Source organism: Rhodococcus sp. 14C212 (assembly GCF_011058195.1).
Lineage (GTDB): Bacteria > Actinomycetota > Actinomycetes > Mycobacteriales > Mycobacteriaceae > Rhodococcus > Rhodococcus aetherivorans.
The window spans coordinates 1-16697 of sequence record NZ_JAALEH010000032.1 but is presented as its reverse complement, the minus strand read 5'-3'; the positions used below and the strand labels follow the sequence as shown (position 1 = coordinate 16697).

At 71.9% G+C, this 16697-nt stretch carries 17 protein-coding genes; 4 read left to right on the top strand and 13 right to left on the bottom strand.

The window, feature by feature from the left end; all coding sequences use genetic code 11:
• Positions 1 to 13: 13 nt before the first annotated feature.
• The 4 genes from G6038_RS15675 to G6038_RS15660 all read right to left on the bottom strand — a co-directional run bounded on the left by G6038_RS15675 (position 14) and on the right by G6038_RS15660 (position 3670).
• Positions 14 to 904, bottom strand: a complete 891-nt coding sequence (locus G6038_RS15675; protein WP_165038763.1) for a lysophospholipid acyltransferase family protein — start codon at positions 902 to 904, stop codon at positions 14 to 16.
• Complete coding sequence (locus tag G6038_RS15670; RefSeq protein WP_165038762.1) at positions 901 to 1743, bottom strand: GNAT family N-acyltransferase; 843 nt, start codon at positions 1741 to 1743, stop codon at positions 901 to 903. Before G6038_RS15670 ends, G6038_RS15675 begins: the two co-directional genes overlap by 4 nt.
• A 138-nt stretch (positions 1744 to 1881) precedes the next feature.
• Complete coding sequence (locus G6038_RS15665) at positions 1882 to 2838, bottom strand: electron transfer flavoprotein subunit alpha/FixB family protein (RefSeq protein ID WP_165038761.1); 957 nt, start codon at positions 2836 to 2838, stop codon at positions 1882 to 1884.
• 46 nt (positions 2839 to 2884) lie between these two features.
• A complete protein-coding gene (locus G6038_RS15660; RefSeq protein ID WP_100057899.1) occupies positions 2885 to 3670 on the bottom strand; it encodes an electron transfer flavoprotein subunit beta/FixA family protein in 786 nt (261 codons plus the stop codon).
• Positions 3671 to 3900: 230 nt separating this feature from the next.
• Here G6038_RS15660 and G6038_RS15655 point away from each other — a divergent pair, with 230 nt between their 5' ends.
• The 3 genes from G6038_RS15655 to G6038_RS15645 are packed head-to-tail and all read left to right on the top strand — an operon-like array spanning position 3901 to position 7474.
• Positions 3901 to 4680, top strand: a complete 780-nt coding sequence (locus G6038_RS15655; protein WP_346772831.1) for a class I SAM-dependent methyltransferase — start codon at positions 3901 to 3903, stop codon at positions 4678 to 4680.
• Entirely contained in the window at positions 4677 to 6233 is a 1557-nt protein-coding gene (locus tag G6038_RS15650) for a glycoside hydrolase family 57 protein (protein ID WP_165038759.1), read from the top strand. Before G6038_RS15655 ends, G6038_RS15650 begins: the two co-directional genes overlap by 4 nt.
• Entirely contained in the window at positions 6230 to 7474 is a 1245-nt protein-coding gene (locus G6038_RS15645; protein ID WP_165038758.1) for a glycosyltransferase family 4 protein, read from the top strand. The genes G6038_RS15650 and G6038_RS15645 overlap by 4 nt, the downstream gene beginning before the upstream one ends.
• 19 nt (positions 7475 to 7493) lie before the next feature.
• Here G6038_RS15645 and G6038_RS15640 read toward each other — a convergent pair whose 3' ends face one another.
• A complete protein-coding gene (locus tag G6038_RS15640; RefSeq protein ID WP_165038757.1) occupies positions 7494 to 8984 on the bottom strand; it encodes an amidase in 1491 nt (496 codons plus the stop codon).
• Between the two features lie 15 nt (positions 8985 to 8999).
• Positions 9000 to 9761 carry an acyltransferase gene (locus tag G6038_RS15635; protein WP_165038756.1) on the bottom strand — a complete coding sequence of 254 codons (762 nt, stop codon included), beginning with the start codon at positions 9759 to 9761 and terminating at the stop codon, positions 9000 to 9002.
• Between the two features lie 97 nt (positions 9762 to 9858).
• On the opposite strand from G6038_RS15635, the gene G6038_RS15630 reads away from it, so the two are divergent.
• A complete protein-coding gene (locus G6038_RS15630; protein WP_165038755.1) occupies positions 9859 to 11160 on the top strand; it encodes a PQQ-binding-like beta-propeller repeat protein in 1302 nt (433 codons plus the stop codon).
• A gap of 24 nt (positions 11161 to 11184) precedes the next feature.
• On the opposite strand, the gene G6038_RS15625 is transcribed toward G6038_RS15630, so the two are convergent.
• The 7 genes from G6038_RS15625 to G6038_RS15595 all read right to left on the bottom strand — a co-directional run bounded on the left by G6038_RS15625 (position 11185) and on the right by G6038_RS15595 (position 16633).
• Positions 11185 to 11565 carry a VOC family protein gene (locus G6038_RS15625; protein WP_165038754.1) on the bottom strand — a complete coding sequence of 127 codons (381 nt, stop codon included), beginning with the start codon at positions 11563 to 11565 and terminating at the stop codon, positions 11185 to 11187.
• On the bottom strand, positions 11562 to 11849 hold the full coding sequence (locus G6038_RS15620; protein WP_346772830.1) for a metalloregulator ArsR/SmtB family transcription factor: 288 nt from the start codon (positions 11847 to 11849) through the stop codon (positions 11562 to 11564). Before G6038_RS15620 ends, G6038_RS15625 begins: the two co-directional genes overlap by 4 nt.
• 75 nt (positions 11850 to 11924) lie before the next feature.
• Positions 11925 to 13082: a class I SAM-dependent methyltransferase gene (locus G6038_RS15615; RefSeq protein ID WP_165038753.1), complete on the bottom strand. Its 1158-nt coding sequence runs from the start codon at positions 13080 to 13082 to the stop codon at positions 11925 to 11927.
• Position 13083: 1 nt separating this feature from the next.
• Complete coding sequence (locus G6038_RS15610) at positions 13084 to 14061, bottom strand: class I SAM-dependent methyltransferase (RefSeq protein ID WP_165038752.1); 978 nt, start codon at positions 14059 to 14061, stop codon at positions 13084 to 13086.
• Between the two features lie 53 nt (positions 14062 to 14114).
• On the bottom strand, positions 14115 to 14894 hold the full coding sequence (locus G6038_RS15605) for an enoyl-CoA hydratase-related protein (RefSeq protein ID WP_165038751.1): 780 nt from the start codon (positions 14892 to 14894) through the stop codon (positions 14115 to 14117).
• A gap of 10 nt (positions 14895 to 14904) precedes the next feature.
• A complete protein-coding gene (locus G6038_RS15600; protein ID WP_165038750.1) occupies positions 14905 to 15738 on the bottom strand; it encodes an NUDIX domain-containing protein in 834 nt (277 codons plus the stop codon).
• A 61-nt stretch (positions 15739 to 15799) separates the two neighbouring features.
• Positions 15800 to 16633 carry an ABC transporter ATP-binding protein gene (locus G6038_RS15595; protein WP_165038796.1) on the bottom strand — a complete coding sequence of 278 codons (834 nt, stop codon included), beginning with the start codon at positions 16631 to 16633 and terminating at the stop codon, positions 15800 to 15802.
• Positions 16634 to 16697 lie beyond the last annotated feature (64 nt).

Sequence of the window (16697 nt, the reverse complement as noted above, 5' to 3'; positions counted from 1 at the left end):
GCGCCCGTCGCGCTCACCGTCCGGCCCGGACCTCCTCGCGACCACGGGTGTCGTGCGCGGCGGCGGCCCGGCCGAGCCTGGCGAACTCGGCGCCGTCGTCGTGCCGGCGGCGCGCGGACCGTTCACACCGCATGGCGAGGTCGCGGCGATCGGAGCCGGGCCGCTCGAGCGGGGCGAGCACCACCTCCGCCATCACCCCTCGGTGCCGCAGGAGCCGTCGCAGCGACGCCCCCATCGTCTCGTCGCCGACGAACGCCGGGCCGGTGGCGATCGTCCCGGCGGTGTCGGCGTACCGGAGCCCCACCGGTTGCACCGGGCGCTGCGCGTCGATCGCGGCCTGGAACAGCGCCGGACGGAACCCGCCGTACGCCCTGCCGCACCACGTCGTGCCCTCCGGGAACGCCGCGATCCGTTCCCCCGCCAGGAGGCGGTCGCGGATCCGCGACACCACGACGGGCAGGTCGCGCAGGCGCTCGCGCTCGATGGGGATGACCCGCATGCGGCGGGCCAGCGCGCCGAGCAGTCCCCACTCGAGCAGGTCGCTGCGCGCCACGAATCCTGCCGGGGCAACCGCGGTGAGCACGAGCACGTCGGTCCAGGACACGTGCGAAGCGACGACGAGCACGCCCCCGTCGCCCCGGCCGTCGCGGTCCCGCAGGTCGGTCACCGTCAGCCGCAGCCCGGCACAGCGCAGGAGCACGCGGGCGAACGCGCGCTGGGCGGCGAGGCGCCCCGGGCGGGGCAGTAGCCGGCCGGCGGTCAGCAACGGGGCGGTCGCCAGCACCGCCACCACGAGCACCCAGCGCGCCGCCGCCGTGACGAAACTCACTCGCCCCGGATCGGCCGGGAGGCAGCCGGTGCCGCAGGGACTGACCGGCATCCAGGCGTGGGCACGGGTGTTCACGCCCGCGCTCCTGCGGCCGTCTCGGCGCTCTCCGCGGCGGTCCGCAGCCTCTCGAGATAGCGCGCGTTGGCTCCGGTGAGGCTCTGCAGCGCGACGAAGTCGGCCACCCCGAAGTCGGGGTCGTGGGCGGGCTCGCCGCAGATGCGAGCACCGAGCCGCAGATACCCGCGCAGCAGCGGCGGCAGCACCGGCCGCGGGGGTGACGGGATGTCGTCGAGGGGGCGGCCGTCGACGACGACCGGGGTCCGGGGCAGCACCCGCCGGGCCGGCTCGACGGAGTGCCGGGCCAGCAGCACGTCGCGCACTCCCCGGACGTTGGCGCCGGGCACGTCGGCCGGGTGAGTGCGCATCGGCACCGACACGCAACCCATGACCCAGTTGTGCCCGGTGAGTTCCAGGTAGTGCAGGATCCCGGCCCACATCAGCGACAGGACCGAGCCGGAGCGGTGGGCGGGGTCGACGCAGGCGCGGCCCATCTCCACCGCCCGCAGACCGTCGGGATCGAGGGCGGTGAGATCGAATTCGGTGGCGGTGTAGTAGCCGCCGGCGGCGCGTGCGGCATCCGGCGGCAGCATCCGATAGCAGCCCACCACCGCGCCGGTGTGGTTCTCGCGCACCAACAGGTGGTCGCAGTACTCGTCGAAGCGGTCGGCGTCGATGCCCGCGGGCATGCCTGCCGGGAGGTGGAATCCGGGTTCGGCGGCGAAGACGCGGTAACGCAGCCGCTGCGCCGCCTCGCGATGTTCGCGGTCGGCGGATACGAGCAGGGAGTAACGCGGCCCCGGCAGCACCGCCTCCGACAGCCCCGGGTTCCGGGCCGGCACCAGCAAAGTGGTCATGGCGCAATGTGTATCGAGCCGGTACGTCGCGGCAGGGGCGGCACGGTGTCGCCTCAGTGCACGTCCGGTGAACATGCCCGGGTACGCGTGCGGCCCCGCACCCTGGAGGGGTGCGGGGCCGCGGCGGGACGTCGGGGATCAGCCCTTGTGCTTCTTGATCTCCTCGGTCAGCTGCGGAGCGACGTTGAACAGGTCGCCCACGACGCCGTAGTCCGCGATCTCGAAGATCGGGGCCTCTTCGTCCTTGTTGACCGCGACGATCGTCTTCGACGTCTGCATGCCGGCCCGGTGCTGGATGGCGCCGGAGATGCCCAGCGCCACATACAGCTGCGGCGAGACGGTCTTGCCGGTCTGACCGACCTGGAACTGGCCCGGGTAGTAGCCGGAGTCGACGGCGGCGCGGGAGGCACCGACGGCGGCACCGAGCGAGTCGGCGAGATCCTCCACGACGGTGAACTTGTCGGCGCTGCCGACGCCGCGGCCGCCGGAGACGACGATCGACGCCTCGGTCAGCTCGGGACGGTCGCCACCCACGATCGGGTTGCGCGCGGTGATCTTGACCGCGTTCTCCTCCTGCGCCGGAACCTCGACGTCCACGCGCTCGGCGGCGCCGGCCTGCGGCTGCGCCTCGACGGCACCCGGACGCACGGAGACGACCGGCACCTCGCCGTTGGCCTTGGCATCGACGGTGTACGCGCCACCGAAGATCGAGTGCACGGCCGAACCGTCGGACTTGACGTCGATGACGTCGCAGAGCAGGCCGGAGCCGATACGCGCGGCGAGCCGGCCCGACACCTCCTTGCCCTCGACGCTGGCGGCGGTGATCACCGCGGCGGGGCTGGCGGACTCCACGAGCGAGGCGAGCACGTCGACCTTCGGGGTCACCAGGTAGCCCTCGATGTCGTCGGACTCGGCGGCGTAGATCTTGGCGGCGCCGGCGGCGGCGAGCGCGTCCTGCAGCTTGTCGGCGGTGCCGGCCGGACCGGTCACGACCGCGGCGGGCTCACCCAGCGCACGGGCGGCGGTGATCAGCTCGGTGCTGACCTTCTTCAGCGCGCCCTCGGCGTGCTCGACGAGCACGAGTACTTCTGCCATTGCTCTTTCTCTCCCTTGGTATGTCTGCTGTGTCGCGTGGGCGCGATCAGATGATCTTCTGGCCGACGAGGTACGCGGCGATCTTGCTGCCGCCGTCGCCCTCGTCCGCGACGCGCTCACCAGCGGTACGCGGGGGCTTCGGGCTGACACCGGTGACGGTGCTGCCGGCGTTGGCTACGCCGAAGATCTCGGGGTCGAGCCCGATGTCGGCGAGAGTGAGGGCCTGAACTTCCTTCTTCTTGGCGGCCATGATGCCCTTGAAGGACGGGAAGCGGGGCTCGTTGATCTTCTCGGTGACCGAGACGATGGCCGGCAGCGTGGCCTCGAGGGTGAAGACACCCTCGTCGGTCTCGCGCTCGCCGCTGACCTTGCCGTCGGCGACGTTGAGCTTGCGCATGTGGGTCAGCTGCGGCAGGCCGAGGTACTCGGCGATGATCGCCGGCACGGCGCCCATCCGGCCGTCGGTGGCCTCGTTGCCGGCGATGACCAGGTCGACGCCCTCGATCTGGCCGAGAGCCGCCGCGAGGGCGTACGCGGTCTGGATCGCGTCGGAGCCGTGGATGGCCGGGTCGTTGACGTGGATGGCCTTGTCGGCACCCATGGACAGCGCCTTGCGGATCGCGTCGGTGGCGCGATCCGGACCGGCGGTGAGCACGGTGACCTCCCCGCCGTCGCGCTCCTTGATGAGCAGGGCTTCCTCGACGGCGCGCTCGTTGATTTCGTCGAGCACCGCGTCGGCGGCCTCGCGATCGAGCGTGAAGTCGCCGTCGCTGAGCTTGCGCTCGGACCACGTGTCGGGGACCTGCTTGATCAATACGACGATGTTCGTCATGGGTCTACGTCGACCTCCTGTGTATGACTGCCTGGGATCGGCGAGGCGCAACGCCTTGACCGAGCTCTCGTGCTTCGCACGGGGGTGTGCGATAGATTACCTCACGCTAAGTTACCCGCTGGTAACTTGAATGGGAACCTCGTTCACCATAACCACACGAGAGGAGCCGCACGGCTGTGATCTGGACCACCGACGACGAGGTCGACAAAGGTGGGGCTAATGTCTGGGCGGTGAGCGAATCCCCCGTCCCCGCCGGCGACGCCCCTCGACTGCCACTGACCGGCGAGCGCACCGTTCCCGGCATCGCGGAGGAGAACTACTGGTTCCGCCGCCACGAGGTGGTCTACCGCGACCTGCTGCCCCGGTGCGCCGGCCGCACCGTGCTCGAGGCGGGCGCCGGCGAGGGTTACGGCGCCGACATGATCGCGAACGTCGCCACCGCCGTCGTCGGCCTCGACTACGACGAGAGCGCCGTCGCGCACGTGCGCGCCCGCTACCCGCGCGTGGACATGCGGCACGCCAACCTCGCCGATCTGCCCCTCGCCGACGCCTCCGTGGACGTGGTCGTCAACTTCCAGGTCATCGAGCACCTGTGGGACCAGTCCGGATTCCTGCGCGAATGCCACCGCGTGCTCCGGGACGGCGGCGAACTGCTGATCAGCACCCCCAACCGCATCACGTTCTCCCCCGGCCGCGACACGCCGCTCAACCCGTTCCACACCCGCGAGCTGAACGCCGCCGAACTCACCGAACTGCTCGAGGGAGCCGGCTTCCGCGTCGCCCTGACGACCGGGGTGCACCACGGCCCCGCCCTGCGCGACCTCGATGCCAAGCACGGCGGCTCCTTCATCGACGCCCAGATCGAGCGCGCTCTCGCCGGCGAGCCCTGGCCCGCCGGCCTGACCGCCGACGTCGCGGCCGTGACGGTCGACGACTTCCTCCTCGCGCCCGAGAACATCGACGCCAGTCTCGATCTCGTCGCGATCGCGGTGAAGGATCCGGCGCGGTGACCACTCCCGCCACCCGGCGGGAACCGGGACTGTTCGCGCTCGTGCTGCACTCGCACCTGCCGTGGCTCGCCCACCACGGTCGCTGGCCGGTCGGCGAGGAATGGCTCTACCAGTCCTGGGCCGCGACGTATCTCCCGGTGACCGACGTCCTGCGCCGGCTTGCCGCGGAGGGCCGCACACGCCTGGTCACCCTGGGGGTGACGCCCGTGCTGGCCGCTCAGCTCGACGACCCCCACTGCCTGACCGGGATGCACCACTGGCTCGGCAACTGGCAGCTGCGCGCCCACGAGGCCGCGGGCATGCGGGAGCCGGCCTACCGCGCGCTCGGAGCCCGCGAGCACCGGCAGGCCGCCGCAGCCCTCGACCAGTTCGAAATCCGTTGGCGCCACGGCGGATCCCCCGTGTTCCGCGAACTCGTCGATGCCGAGGCGGTCGAACTGCTGGGCGGGCCGCTGGCCCATCCCTTCCAGCCTCTGCTCGACCCCCGCCTGCGGGCGTTCTCGCTCGCCGAGGGCCTGGCCGACGCGCACACCCGCTGGGCGCACACACCGCGGGGCATCTGGGCGCCCGAATGCGCGTTCACCCCCGGCATGGAGGCCGGATACGCCGCCGCCGGCGTCGGGCACTTCATGGTGGACGGTCCCGCCCTGCGCGGCGACACCTCGCTCGGCCGGACCGTGTGGGACTCCGACGTCGTCGCCTTCGGCCGGGACCTGCAGGTGTCCTACCGGGTCTGGTCGCCGAAGTCCGGCTACCCGGGCCACCCCGCCTACCGGGACTTCCACACCTACTGCCACGACACCGGACTCAAGCCCGCCCGCGTGACCGGCCGCACCGTCGCCCCACAGGACAAGGCACCCTACGACCCAGATCTGGCGTCCGCGGCCGTCGACCGCCACGTGGCCGACTTCGTCGACACCATCCGCCGCCGACTGCGCCGCGAGTCCGACCGCATCGGGCGCGACGCCCTGGTGGTCGCCGCCTTCGACACCGAACTGTTCGGCCACTGGTGGCACGAGGGCCCGCTGTTCCTCGAACGGCTGCTCCGGGCGCTGCCGGCGGCGGGCATCGAGGTGGGCACTCTCGCCGACGCACGCGACCGCGGGTACGTGGGAGCACCCGTCGAACTGCACGACACCTCGTGGGGGTCCGGGAAGGACTGGCGGGTGTGGGCCGGCGAGCAGGTACGCGACCTCGTACAGCTCAACGAGGAGGTCGTGCGCACCACACTCGACACCCTCGACAAGGCCCGCGGCGCCGCCGTGGCCGGGCGACCCGCGCTGCGCAACCGGGTGTACGACCAGATGCTGCGCGAGGCGCTGCTGACGGTGTCGAGCGACTGGGCGTTCATGGTCAGCAAGGACACCGCGGCCGGCTACGCGCGGGACCGGGCCCACAAGCACGCCCACGCGTTGCGCGAGATCGCCGCGGCGGTCGCCGCAGGCCGCGGCGAGCCGGCGGCGCGCCTGGCCGACGGCTGGAACCGGGCCGACAATCTGTTCCCCGGGCTCGATGCCCGCCGCCTGCCCCACCGGATGGGAGCCCCCTCGTGAAGGTGCTGATCGTCTCCTGGGAGTACCCGCCCGTCGTCGTCGGCGGCCTCGGCCGGCACGTGCACCACCTCGCCACCGAGCTCGCCGCCGCCGGCCACGAGGTGGTCGTGCTCTCCCGGCGGCCGACCGGCACGGACGCCACCACCCACCCCACGATCAGCCACATCGCCGACGGCGTGCTCGTGGTGGCCGTGGCCGAGGATCCACCGCACTTCGACTTCGGCGAGGACATGCTCGCCTGGACGCTCGCGATGGGTCATGCCATGGTGCGGGCGGGGCTGAGCCTGACCAAGGGTGGCATCGGCGACGGCTGGTACCCGGACGTGGTGCACGCGCACGACTGGCTCGTCGCACACCCCGCCGTCGCGCTCGCCGAGTTCTTCGACGTACCGCTCGTGTCCACCCTGCACGCGAGCGAGGCCGGCCGGCACAGCGGCTGGCTGTCGGGCCGCGTGAACCGGCAGGTGCACTCGGTGGAGTGGTGGCTCGCCAACGAATCCGATCGGCTCATCACGTGTTCGGCATCGATGAACGAGGAGGTCGCCGCGCTCTACGGGCCGGACCTGCCGCCGGCGACGGTGATCCGCAACGGAATCGACGTCACCGCGTGGTCCTACCGGGAGCGGGCGCCGCGTTCCGGACCGCCGCAGCTGCTGTTCGTCGGCCGGCTCGAGTACGAGAAGGGCGTGCAGGACGCGATCGCCGCCCTGCCCCGGATCCGGCGCACGCACCCCGGTACCACTCTCGTCGTCGCCGGGGAGGGCACCCAGTTCGACTGGCTGCGCGAGCAGGCGCGCGTGCACCGCGTCGCGCGCTCGGTGACGTTCGTCGGCAACCTCGACCGCATCGAGCTGCTGGGCTGGTTGCACCGCGCCGATGCGATCGTCCTGCCGAGCCGCTACGAACCGTTCGGGATCATCGCACTCGAGGCCGCGGCCGCCGGGACGCCACTCGTCGCGTCGACGGCCGGCGGCCTCGGTGAGGCCGTCGTCGACGGATCGACCGGACTCTCGTTCGCACCCGGCGACGTCGCCGGGCTGGCGTCGGCGGTCCGGCGGACCCTCGACGACCCCGCGGCCGCCCAGCGACGGGCGCGGGCGGCGCGCGAGCGGCTCACGGAGGACTTCGACTGGCGGCTGGTGGCCACCGAGACCGCGCAGGTGTACTCGGAGGCGAAACGTCGTGTGCGCCATCCGCTTCCGCGTCCGACGATTCCCCAGCGGCCGCTACCCGACCGGTGACCGGCGCTGCCGGCCCGCCTCACCGGGACGGCAGCAGCGGAGGCTCGCGGTGTGCCCAGGGCCGGGCCCGCTCGAGCTGTGCCGCGAGCGACAGCAGCAATCCCTCCGAGCCCAACGGCCCGAGAAACTGCACGCCCAACGGCAATCCCGCCGTGGTCCAGTGCAGTGGCACCGAGATCGCCGGGCGCCCGGTGATGTTCGCGAGCTGGGTGTACGGCGTCCGGGCGAGGTTCTCGTCGACGATGCGGTCCATCAGCCCGGCCCACCGCGCCGCGCGGCCCAGCCGCGCCGTCACGATCAGGCGCGCTGCCCCCTGGAGCGCGGGCGGCGTGGCCAGTTCCCCCACGCGCGCCGGCGGATAGGCCAGGGCCGGCGTGAGCAACAGGTCGTACCGCTCGTGGAACGCGCCGAGCTGCTGGGTGTACCCGTTCCACCGGCGCAGCGAGGCGAGATAGTCCGAGGGCCGGACGGAGTCGCCGAGCGCGGCGAGGAACCGCGTGTCGGGCTCGAACGCGTCGGGGGCGCACCCGGTGCGCAGGCGCGCCTGCCGGACGTCGGCGGCGAGCCAGGCGAACCACATCGTCAGCCAGTCGGTGGACAGCCGCCGCTCGTCGATCCCCGTCGCCGCGGGTTCGACGGCGTGGCCCAGCTCGTCGAGCAGCGCCGCGGCGTTCTCGACGGCCGTGACGGCCTCCGGGTCGACGCCGGTGCCGATCGGGGAGTCCGTCGCGAACCCGATACGCAGCGTCCGCGGTAGGACACTCGCCGCGGACGCATACGACTCCTGCGGTGCCGCCGCGAGATAGGGCCCGTTCGGGTCCGGACCGGCCAGCACGTCGAGCATGGCCGCCGCGTCGCGCACCGTGCGCGTGACGACCCCGTTGCTGACCGCCCCGTGCCGGTCCTCGTCCACCTCGGGACCGCTCGGCACCAGGCCCCGGCCCGGTTTGAGGCCGACCAGCCCGCAGCAGGCGGCCGGAATGCGGATCGAGCCGCCACCGTCGTTCGCGCCGGCTGCCGGGACCACGCCGGCGGCGACCGCCGCCGCGGATCCGCCGGAGGACCCGCCCGGCGTGTGCGCGGGATTCCACGGATTGCGGGTGGGACCGTTCGCCACCGGCTCGGTCACCCCCTTGACTCCGAACTCCGGAGTGTTCGTCTTGCCGAAGAGGACGAGGCCCGCGTCCAGCCAGCGATCGACGACCACCGCGTTGCGCGCGGCGGGCAGCTCCGCCAGGGACCTGCTCCCGCTCCCGGTCGGAATCCCCGCGACGTCCTGGAGAAGATCCTTGACCAGGAACGGCACACCCGCGAAGGGGCCCTCGAGGCGTTCCCCGGCCCGGCTGCGTGCCTGCTCGTCGAGCCGGCGTACGACGGCGTTCAGTGTGGGCTCCACCGCCTCGAGCCGGGCGAGGGCCGCGTCGAGCAGTTCGCGCGGCGTGACCTCCCGGCGGGCGACGAGTTCGGCGAGCCCCACGGCGTCGTAGCGGCGGTAGTCGGCGTAGTCCATCGCAGGCGCCCCGGATCAGGAACCGGGTTCGGCCGCCGGTTCGCGGCCCGCCTTCTTGCGCGCGATGTCCTCGAGCGCGGCGACGTACGCGGCCCGGTCGGCGGCACCGGACTCCCAGTCCGTGCGGCGGTTCCTGACCACCTTGGCCGGCGATCCGACCGCGATGCTGTAGTCCGGGATGTCGCCCTTGACCACCGCGTGCGCGCCGAGGACGCAGCCGCGGCCGATGCGGGTGCCGCGCAGCACCGTGACCTTCGTCGCGATCCAGGTGTCGGGTCCGATCCGCACGGGGCTCTTGACGATCCCCTGGTCCTTGATCGGGTACGTGATGTCCTCGGTGCGGTGGTCGAAGTCGCAGATGTAGCACCAGTCGGCGACGAGGGTGGACGCGCCGATCTCGATGTCGAGGTAGGTGTTGACGACGTTGTCCTTGCCGAAGACCACCTTGTCGCCGATGCGCAGCGACCCTTCGTGACAGCGGATGGCATTGCCGTCGCCGATGTGCACCCACCGGCCGATCTCGAGCCGGGACAGCTCGGGGACGGAATGGATCTCGACGTTCCTGCCGAGGAACACCATGCCGCGCAGGACCACGTGGGGATTGGCGAGCTTGAACTTGGCGAGCCGGTAGTACCGGACCAGGTACCACGGCGTGTAGGCCTTGTGCGCCAGCACCCATCGCAACGAATCGACGGTCAGGAATCGGGCCTGATCGGGGTCCCGCCGACGAGAACCCCGCCACCTCGTGCGCAACGGTGCGCCCCACATGCTCGTCATGGTTGCCAGCGTACGGTCCGCCTCGCGCACCGGGTGCGCCACCCGGCCCGATAGTGTGGCCCATCGGGTCATTCGAGCCATGGCGAGGAGATGAGTGATGCGGGCTGCCCTGCGGACGGTGATGCTGACGGCCTCGGCGGCACTGGTGTTGACCGGATGCGGCAGCGCCGGCGGCCCGGTCGACGTCTTCGCCGCCGGGGCGTGGCCGGGTCGGTACGCCGACGCCCGCAACAGCAACACCGCGCCCGCCGACGGGCTGCGCGACCTCGCGCCCGCCTGGTCACGTCCGCTCGGTGGCGCCGTCACCGCGCCCGCGAGCGTCGCGGCGAACGGGCAGATCTTCGTCACCGCCGCGACCACCGCCGGCTGCAACCTCGTCTCGTTCCAGATCGACACCGGCCGCAAGCGCTGGTGCACCCGCCTCGCGCCGGGTGTCACCGGGGTGACTCCCGCCGCCGACGGCGTGGCCAACATCTACGTCGGCGAGGAGGGGGCGATGGTGTCGTTCAACGAGCACGGCCAGCGGCGCTGGCGGATCCCGGTGAGCGGCACGCCGGGCACCGCACAGTTCACCGGTGACGGAAACCTCGTGTTCGTCACGCATTTCGGTCAGGTCAACGTCCTCGACCCGCAGACCGGCAGGCACGCCGCCCCGATCTTCGACCTCGTGCCCACCCCGGGGGTGGCGGACGGGACGAACGTGCCGCGGCTGCCCAACGACCACGGTCTGGCCGCATGTTTCGGCGGATCGGAGGACTGCCCGGTGGCCACCACCCCGGCGGTCGATCTCGGGACCGGCCGGATTCTGGTGACGCTGTGGCGGCCGGGCGCCGATCGCACCGCCGTCGTGTCGATGCGCTACACCGGCGGCGACGATGCGCGGGTGGTCGAGGAGTGGTCGCAGACGGAGCTTCCGGGCGGCGCGACGACCAGTCCCGTGCTGTCCGCGGACGGCGCCACGGTGTACGTGCACGACGGCGAGGGAGCCCTGTGGGCCCTCGACGCCCGGACCGGGACGCCGCGGTGGAGCCACGACCTCGGGTACACGGCCTCCACCGGGCCGGCGGTGTCCGCCGACGGACTGCTGATCCTCGCACCCGGGGGCCGGACCGGCGACCTGGCGGCGCTGCGCGACACCGGCGACGCGGCCGAACCCGTGTGGCGCCGCGACGACGTGCGTCAGCTGGGGGTGCCGGCGCTGACCGCCGACGGCATCGGGTACACGGTGGCCCGAGCCGACGACGGGTTGGCCGCGCTGGTGTTCGACGCCGCCAGCGGGGAGACGCTCGACGCGGAGACCCTGCCCGGCGCGGCCGGCTTCTCGGTCGGCACCGCGGTCGGGCCGGCCGGCGAGTTCGTCACGGCGACGCTCCCGGGCGACGTGTACGTGCTCCGCTGACCTCCCGCCGCGGACCGCGACCGCTCAGCCGGCGATCTGGATGAGATTGCCGCAGGTGTCGTCGAAGACGGCGGTGGTGATACCGCCCATCTCGAGGGGCTCCTGGGTGAATCGCACCCCGAGGCCGCGCAGCCGCTCGTACTCGGCGTGCACGTCGTCGACCGCGAACGAGGTGAACGGGATGCCGTCGGCGACGAGGGCCTCCTTGAACGGCCGGACGGCGGGATGGCCGTCGGGCTCGAGGACCAGTTCCGGCCCGTCCGGCTGCTGCGGCGAGACGACGGTGAGCCACCGCGCCTCCCCCAGGGGGACCTCGGTCTTCTTCACGAAGCCCAGGACGTCGGTGTAGAAGGCGAGCGCCTTGTCCTGGTCGTCGACCAACACGCTGGTGAGGGTGACCTTCACTGCGACTCCTTTCGATGCGCGACCGTCCATCGGTCCGCGAGGCCCTGCAGTGGTGCAACGTCCACGTGATGGAACTTCGATCGCCCCTCGCGGCGGGTCCGGACCAGGCCGGCCTCCTCGAGGAGCGCCAGGTGCTGCGAGATCGCCTGCCGGGACGAGCCCAGCCCGTGCCGCGAGATCAGCCGCGTGCACAGCTCGAACAGCGTCTGGCCGTCCCGGTCGACGAGCTCGTCGAGGATGGCCCGCCGGGTCGGATCCGCCAGCGCCTTGAAGACGTCGACCACACCGTCGAGAATACGCAAGTATTTACTTGCATATCAAGACCCGCGCGGGACCGACCCACCCGACCGGGACACGGCTCAGCGACTGGGTTCGCAGACGAACGCCGTCGGGGTGCGGCCGATCCGCGTCAGCACGACGCTCAGCGACCGCGATCCGCGCAGCTTCAGCCGCGGCCGGAGCACCGCCGGATCGACGTCGACCCCCCGCACGAGAATCTCCGCCACCCCACAGTCCATCGACGAGAGCGCTTGCCGGAGAGCCTTTTCCGTGTACTTCAGTCGATCGAGGACACGGAATCCCCGCACCCCCGCGGGGAGGGTGTCGCCGGTGAGATACGCGATCCGCGGATCGAGCTGCCACAGGCCGTGGGCGGCCGCGTAGTGCCGCACCAGCCCCGCACGCACGATCGCCCCGTCGGGATCGACGATCCACTCCCCCGGTTCCCGCTCGGGTATCTCGTCCGGCTGCGCGTCGGTGATCTCGAATACGCCGCCGTCCGAACGCAACACACTCGCCCGTCGCCGCACGCCCGGCGTGGCCAGACCCGGGGAGTACAGGCATGCCTCACGGACGCCGCCGTCGAGCGAGACCACCTCGACCTCCCCCGCCCAGTCCAGCGCATCGAAATCCAGCCCGGGGGCACACTTGACGGCCAGGTCGCGTCCGGCATAGGCGTCGAGCAGGTCGGGCAACGGCGGCATCAGGGCCGCCGGGTCGTGCGTGCGCCGGCCCTCGGAACGGCGGGCCGGATCGGCGATCACGGTGGTACCGCGGGTGATCGGGCGCAGCGCGTCGGCGCGGGCCAGCGCCGCCCCGGGGACGTTGTGGGCGGCCATCGCGAGGCGAACCGGGTCGAGATCGCTGCCGACCACCGCCGCCGCGACCCCCACCAGGGCCGCCAGTTCGGCACCGATCGAGCACGTCACGTCGTGGACGCGCCGGCCGGCGAGCCGGCGGGCCCGGTGCGCGGCGACGGGCGCCGGGGTCGCCTGCTGCAGCGCGTCGTCGGTGAACAGCCAGCCGCCGGCGGCGGGCAGCTTCGCGACCGCCCTGCGGCGCAACAGCACCGTCTCGATCAACGGCGCCGCCCGGTCGGCGAAACGCGTGCGTGCCCAGGCGATGTCGGCTAGGCGCGTACGGGCGGACAGCTCCCGGACGGCCACCTCCGCGAGATCGGCCGCGCCCTGCGCCGAGCGCAGGTACGCGACGTCGGCGAGGGTGAAGGCGTAGCCCACACTACTTGCCGGGCTTCACGCCGGTGATCATGACGTTGTAGAAGAAGCTGCGCGGGACCACGTGCCTGAGAACCTTCTCGTCCACCCAGCTGAGCGTGCGCCACCCGCCGAACGCGAAGCGCGCCCAGCCCCAGCCCAGCTTCTCCGCGGGCACCGCGGCCTCGAACGTGCGAACCGGCCAGCCCAGCAGCGCGGCCGCGAACTCCTCGCTGCTCGCTTTCACCTCCACCGCGCCGGCCGACGCCGCCGTCCGCTCCAGGTCCGACGGGTCGAAGGTGTGCAGATCGACGACCGCCTCGAGCGCCGCGGCACGGGAGGACTCGTCGAGTTCGGCCTGCGGCCGCCGCCAGTCCCGCAGGAACGGCAACTTCGTGACGTTGGTGGCGGCCTCCCACGTGAGGCGGCCGAGCCAGCGCGCGTAGAAGTTCCCGACCGTGCTGGGCTCGCCGGCGAAGACGAACCGGCCGCCCGGCTTCAGCACGCGCAGCACCTCGCGCAGCGACTGCTCGACGTCGGGGATGTGGTGCAGCACCGCGTGACCGACGACGAGGTCGAAGGTGTCGTCGTCGTACGGGATCGTCTCGGCGTCGGCCACCCGGCCGTCCACGTCGAGGCCGAGGTGCTCGGCGTTGCGCAGCGCCACCTTGACCATCCCGGGCGACAGGTCGGTCACCGAGCCGGTCCTCGCCACTCCGGCCTGCATGAGGTTCAGCAGGAAGAATCCGGTGCCGCAACCGAGTTCGAGGGCCCGCTCGTACGGCAGGGGCTGGTCACCGGCGGCGGCGTCGAAACGACCCTTCGCATAGTCGATGCAGCGCTCGTCGTAGGAGATCGACCATTTCTCGTCGTAGGTCTCGGCCTCCCAGTCGTGGTAGAGCACCTGCGCGAGCTTGGTGTCCTGAAGGGCGGCCGCCACCTCCTCGGCAGTGGCGTGCGGGTTCGGCGCGGGGTCGACCCCGTCGGTCCTGCTTGCAGTCATGAAGGGCATCCTACCCATCGGTAAGGAATGAACAAGTTCCAGTTCCGGGGTGCCTACTCCCCGACGAACTCGGCTTTCCCCGGGCCGTTGGCGACGAAGGACTCCATGCCGATCGTGCGGTCCTTCGTCGCGAACAGGCCGGCGAAGACGTGCTGCTCGATCTTCAGCCCGGTGTCCAGGTCGGTGTCGAGGCCCTGGTCGATCGCGGCTTTGGCCGCCGCCAGTGCGCGGGTGGCGCCCCGGCTGAACTGCGACGCCCACGCGCGCGCCGCGTTGTACACCTCGTCCGGGGCGACGACCTCGTCGACCAGCCCCATCTGCAGGGCCTCTGCCGCACCGACGAAGCGGCCGGTGAACACCAGATCCTTCGCCTTCGACGGGCCGATCAGGCGAGCCAGGCGCTGGGTTCCGCCGCCGCCCGGGATGATGCCGAGCAGGATCTCCGGCACACCGACCTTCGCGTTGTCGCCGGCGATCCGCCGGTCCGCACCCAGTGCGAGCTCCAGACCGCCCCCCAGCGCATAGCCGGTGATCGCGGCCACCGTCGGCTTCGGGATCTCCGCCACCGACCCCAGCGCCGACTGCAGGTCCGCGATGATCTCGCTCATCTGCACGTAGCTCAGCTCGGCCATCTCCTTGATGTCCGCGCCGGCCGCGAACACCTTCTCACCGCCGTAGACGATCACCGCCTTGACGTCGGAGTTCACGGTCGCCTCGCGCGCAGCGGCCCGGATCTCCTCCTGCACCTGCCGGTTGAGTGCGTTCATCGGCGGCCGGTCGAGCCGGATGGTGCCGATACCGTCGGAGACCTCGAGTGCCACGAATTCAGCCATGAGGCACAGGCTAGTTGGCACCCCGGGCGGCCCACGGATGCGGCCCCGCCTCGTAGTAGCCGTCCTGCTCGGGGAACTCCACCCGGAGCTCTCCGTCCCCCGTGACCAGGGTCGGCAGAATCGGCGTGATCTGTGGCTTCGCAGCAAGGATCTCCGCGACCGAGCCGAACCGTGACAGCGCCGTCAACTGGCTCCAGGTCGGGGGCAGCAGCACACTGCCGCCCTCCTGCCAGTGCGCGATCGCCTCCTGCGGAGTCTGCCACCGCACCTCGTCGGCCTCGCTCGTCTCGCCGTCGGCGATCTGTCCCTCGGGGGCCGCCGCGACGAAGAACCTCGTGTCGTAGCGACGACCCTCGCCGACCGGCGTGATCCAGTTCGACCACGGCCGCAACAGGTCCGCACGCAGCACCAGCCCCTCACGTTCGAGGAACTCGCCGAAGGTGAGCTCCCGAGCCTCGAGCTGCCTGCGGGCCTCCCCGAACGGTGTCGTGTCCGCCACCACGGTGTCCGGTGTCGCACCGGCGAGCAGCACCCCGCACTCCTCGAACGTCTCGCGCACGGCCGCGAGGACGAGCGCCTGCGCGAGCGTCTCGGAGGTGCCGAACCGCTCCGACCACCACGGCACGGGCGGTCCCGCCCACGCCACCGTCGCAGCGCTGTCCGACGGGTCGACGCCGCCTCCGGGGAACACCGTCATGCCGCCGGCGAACGCCATGCCGCGCACGCGCTGCAGCAGGAACACCTCGACGCCACGGTCGCCGTCCCGGACGAGGATCACCGTCGAGGCATCCTTGAGCGGCATCGCCGCTGCACCCACGGATTCTCCCGAACGTTCGATAGCCATACTCACAAGTTACGGCATGACGTGACGCACAACTCACCCACCCGGCCGCGGTTCCGCTCCGCTACGCGCGGCGGTGCCGCCCGGGCTGGTACCTGCGGCGCGCGAAGAACCGGCCGTCCACCTTGTCGAGCGTGATCGCCTGGCTGAACGCCTCGCTGAGGTTCTCACCCGTGATCACGTCGTCGAGCAGACCCTGCGCCACCACCTGCCCCTCCTTGAGCAGCATGGCGTGGGTGAAGCCCGGCGGGATCTCCTCCACGTGATGGGTGATCAGCACGATCGCCGGAGCGTCCGGGTCGGCAGCCAGCTCGCCGAGCCGCGCCACGAGCTCCTCACGACCACCGAGGTCCAGGCCGGCGGCGGGCTCGTCGAGCAGCAGCAACTCCGGATCCGTCATCAGCGCCCGGGCGATGAGCACGCGCTTGCGCTCACCCTCGGAGAGCGTGCCGTAGGTGCGGTCGGCGAGATGCTCGGCGCCGAGGCTTTCGAGCATCTCCACGGCGCGTGCGCTGTCCACCTCGTCGTACCGCTCGCGCCAGCGCCCGAGCACGCCGTACCCCGCGGAGATCACCAGGTCCACGACCTTCTCGTCGCCCGGCACACGGTTCGCCAGCGCCGACGACGACATCCCGATCCGGGGCCGCAGCTCGGACAGGTCGGTCTTCCCGAACGTCTCCGCCAGCACGTGCGCCGTCCCCGATGTGGGGAATGTCTCCGCCGCGGCCACCCGCAGCAGCGACGTCTTGCCTGCGCCGTTCGGACCGAGGATCACCCAACGTTCGTCGAGTTCCACCTTCCAGGACACGGGACCGACGAGGACGTTGCCGCCCCGCCGCACGAGCACGTCGTCGAATTCGATGAGCAGATCGGGATCAGGTTTTGCCACGCCGACCATCTTTGCGTACGCGCACGACCGGTTCACGGCAGGATCGCTTCCGTGTCGTACCCCTCGCCTCCAC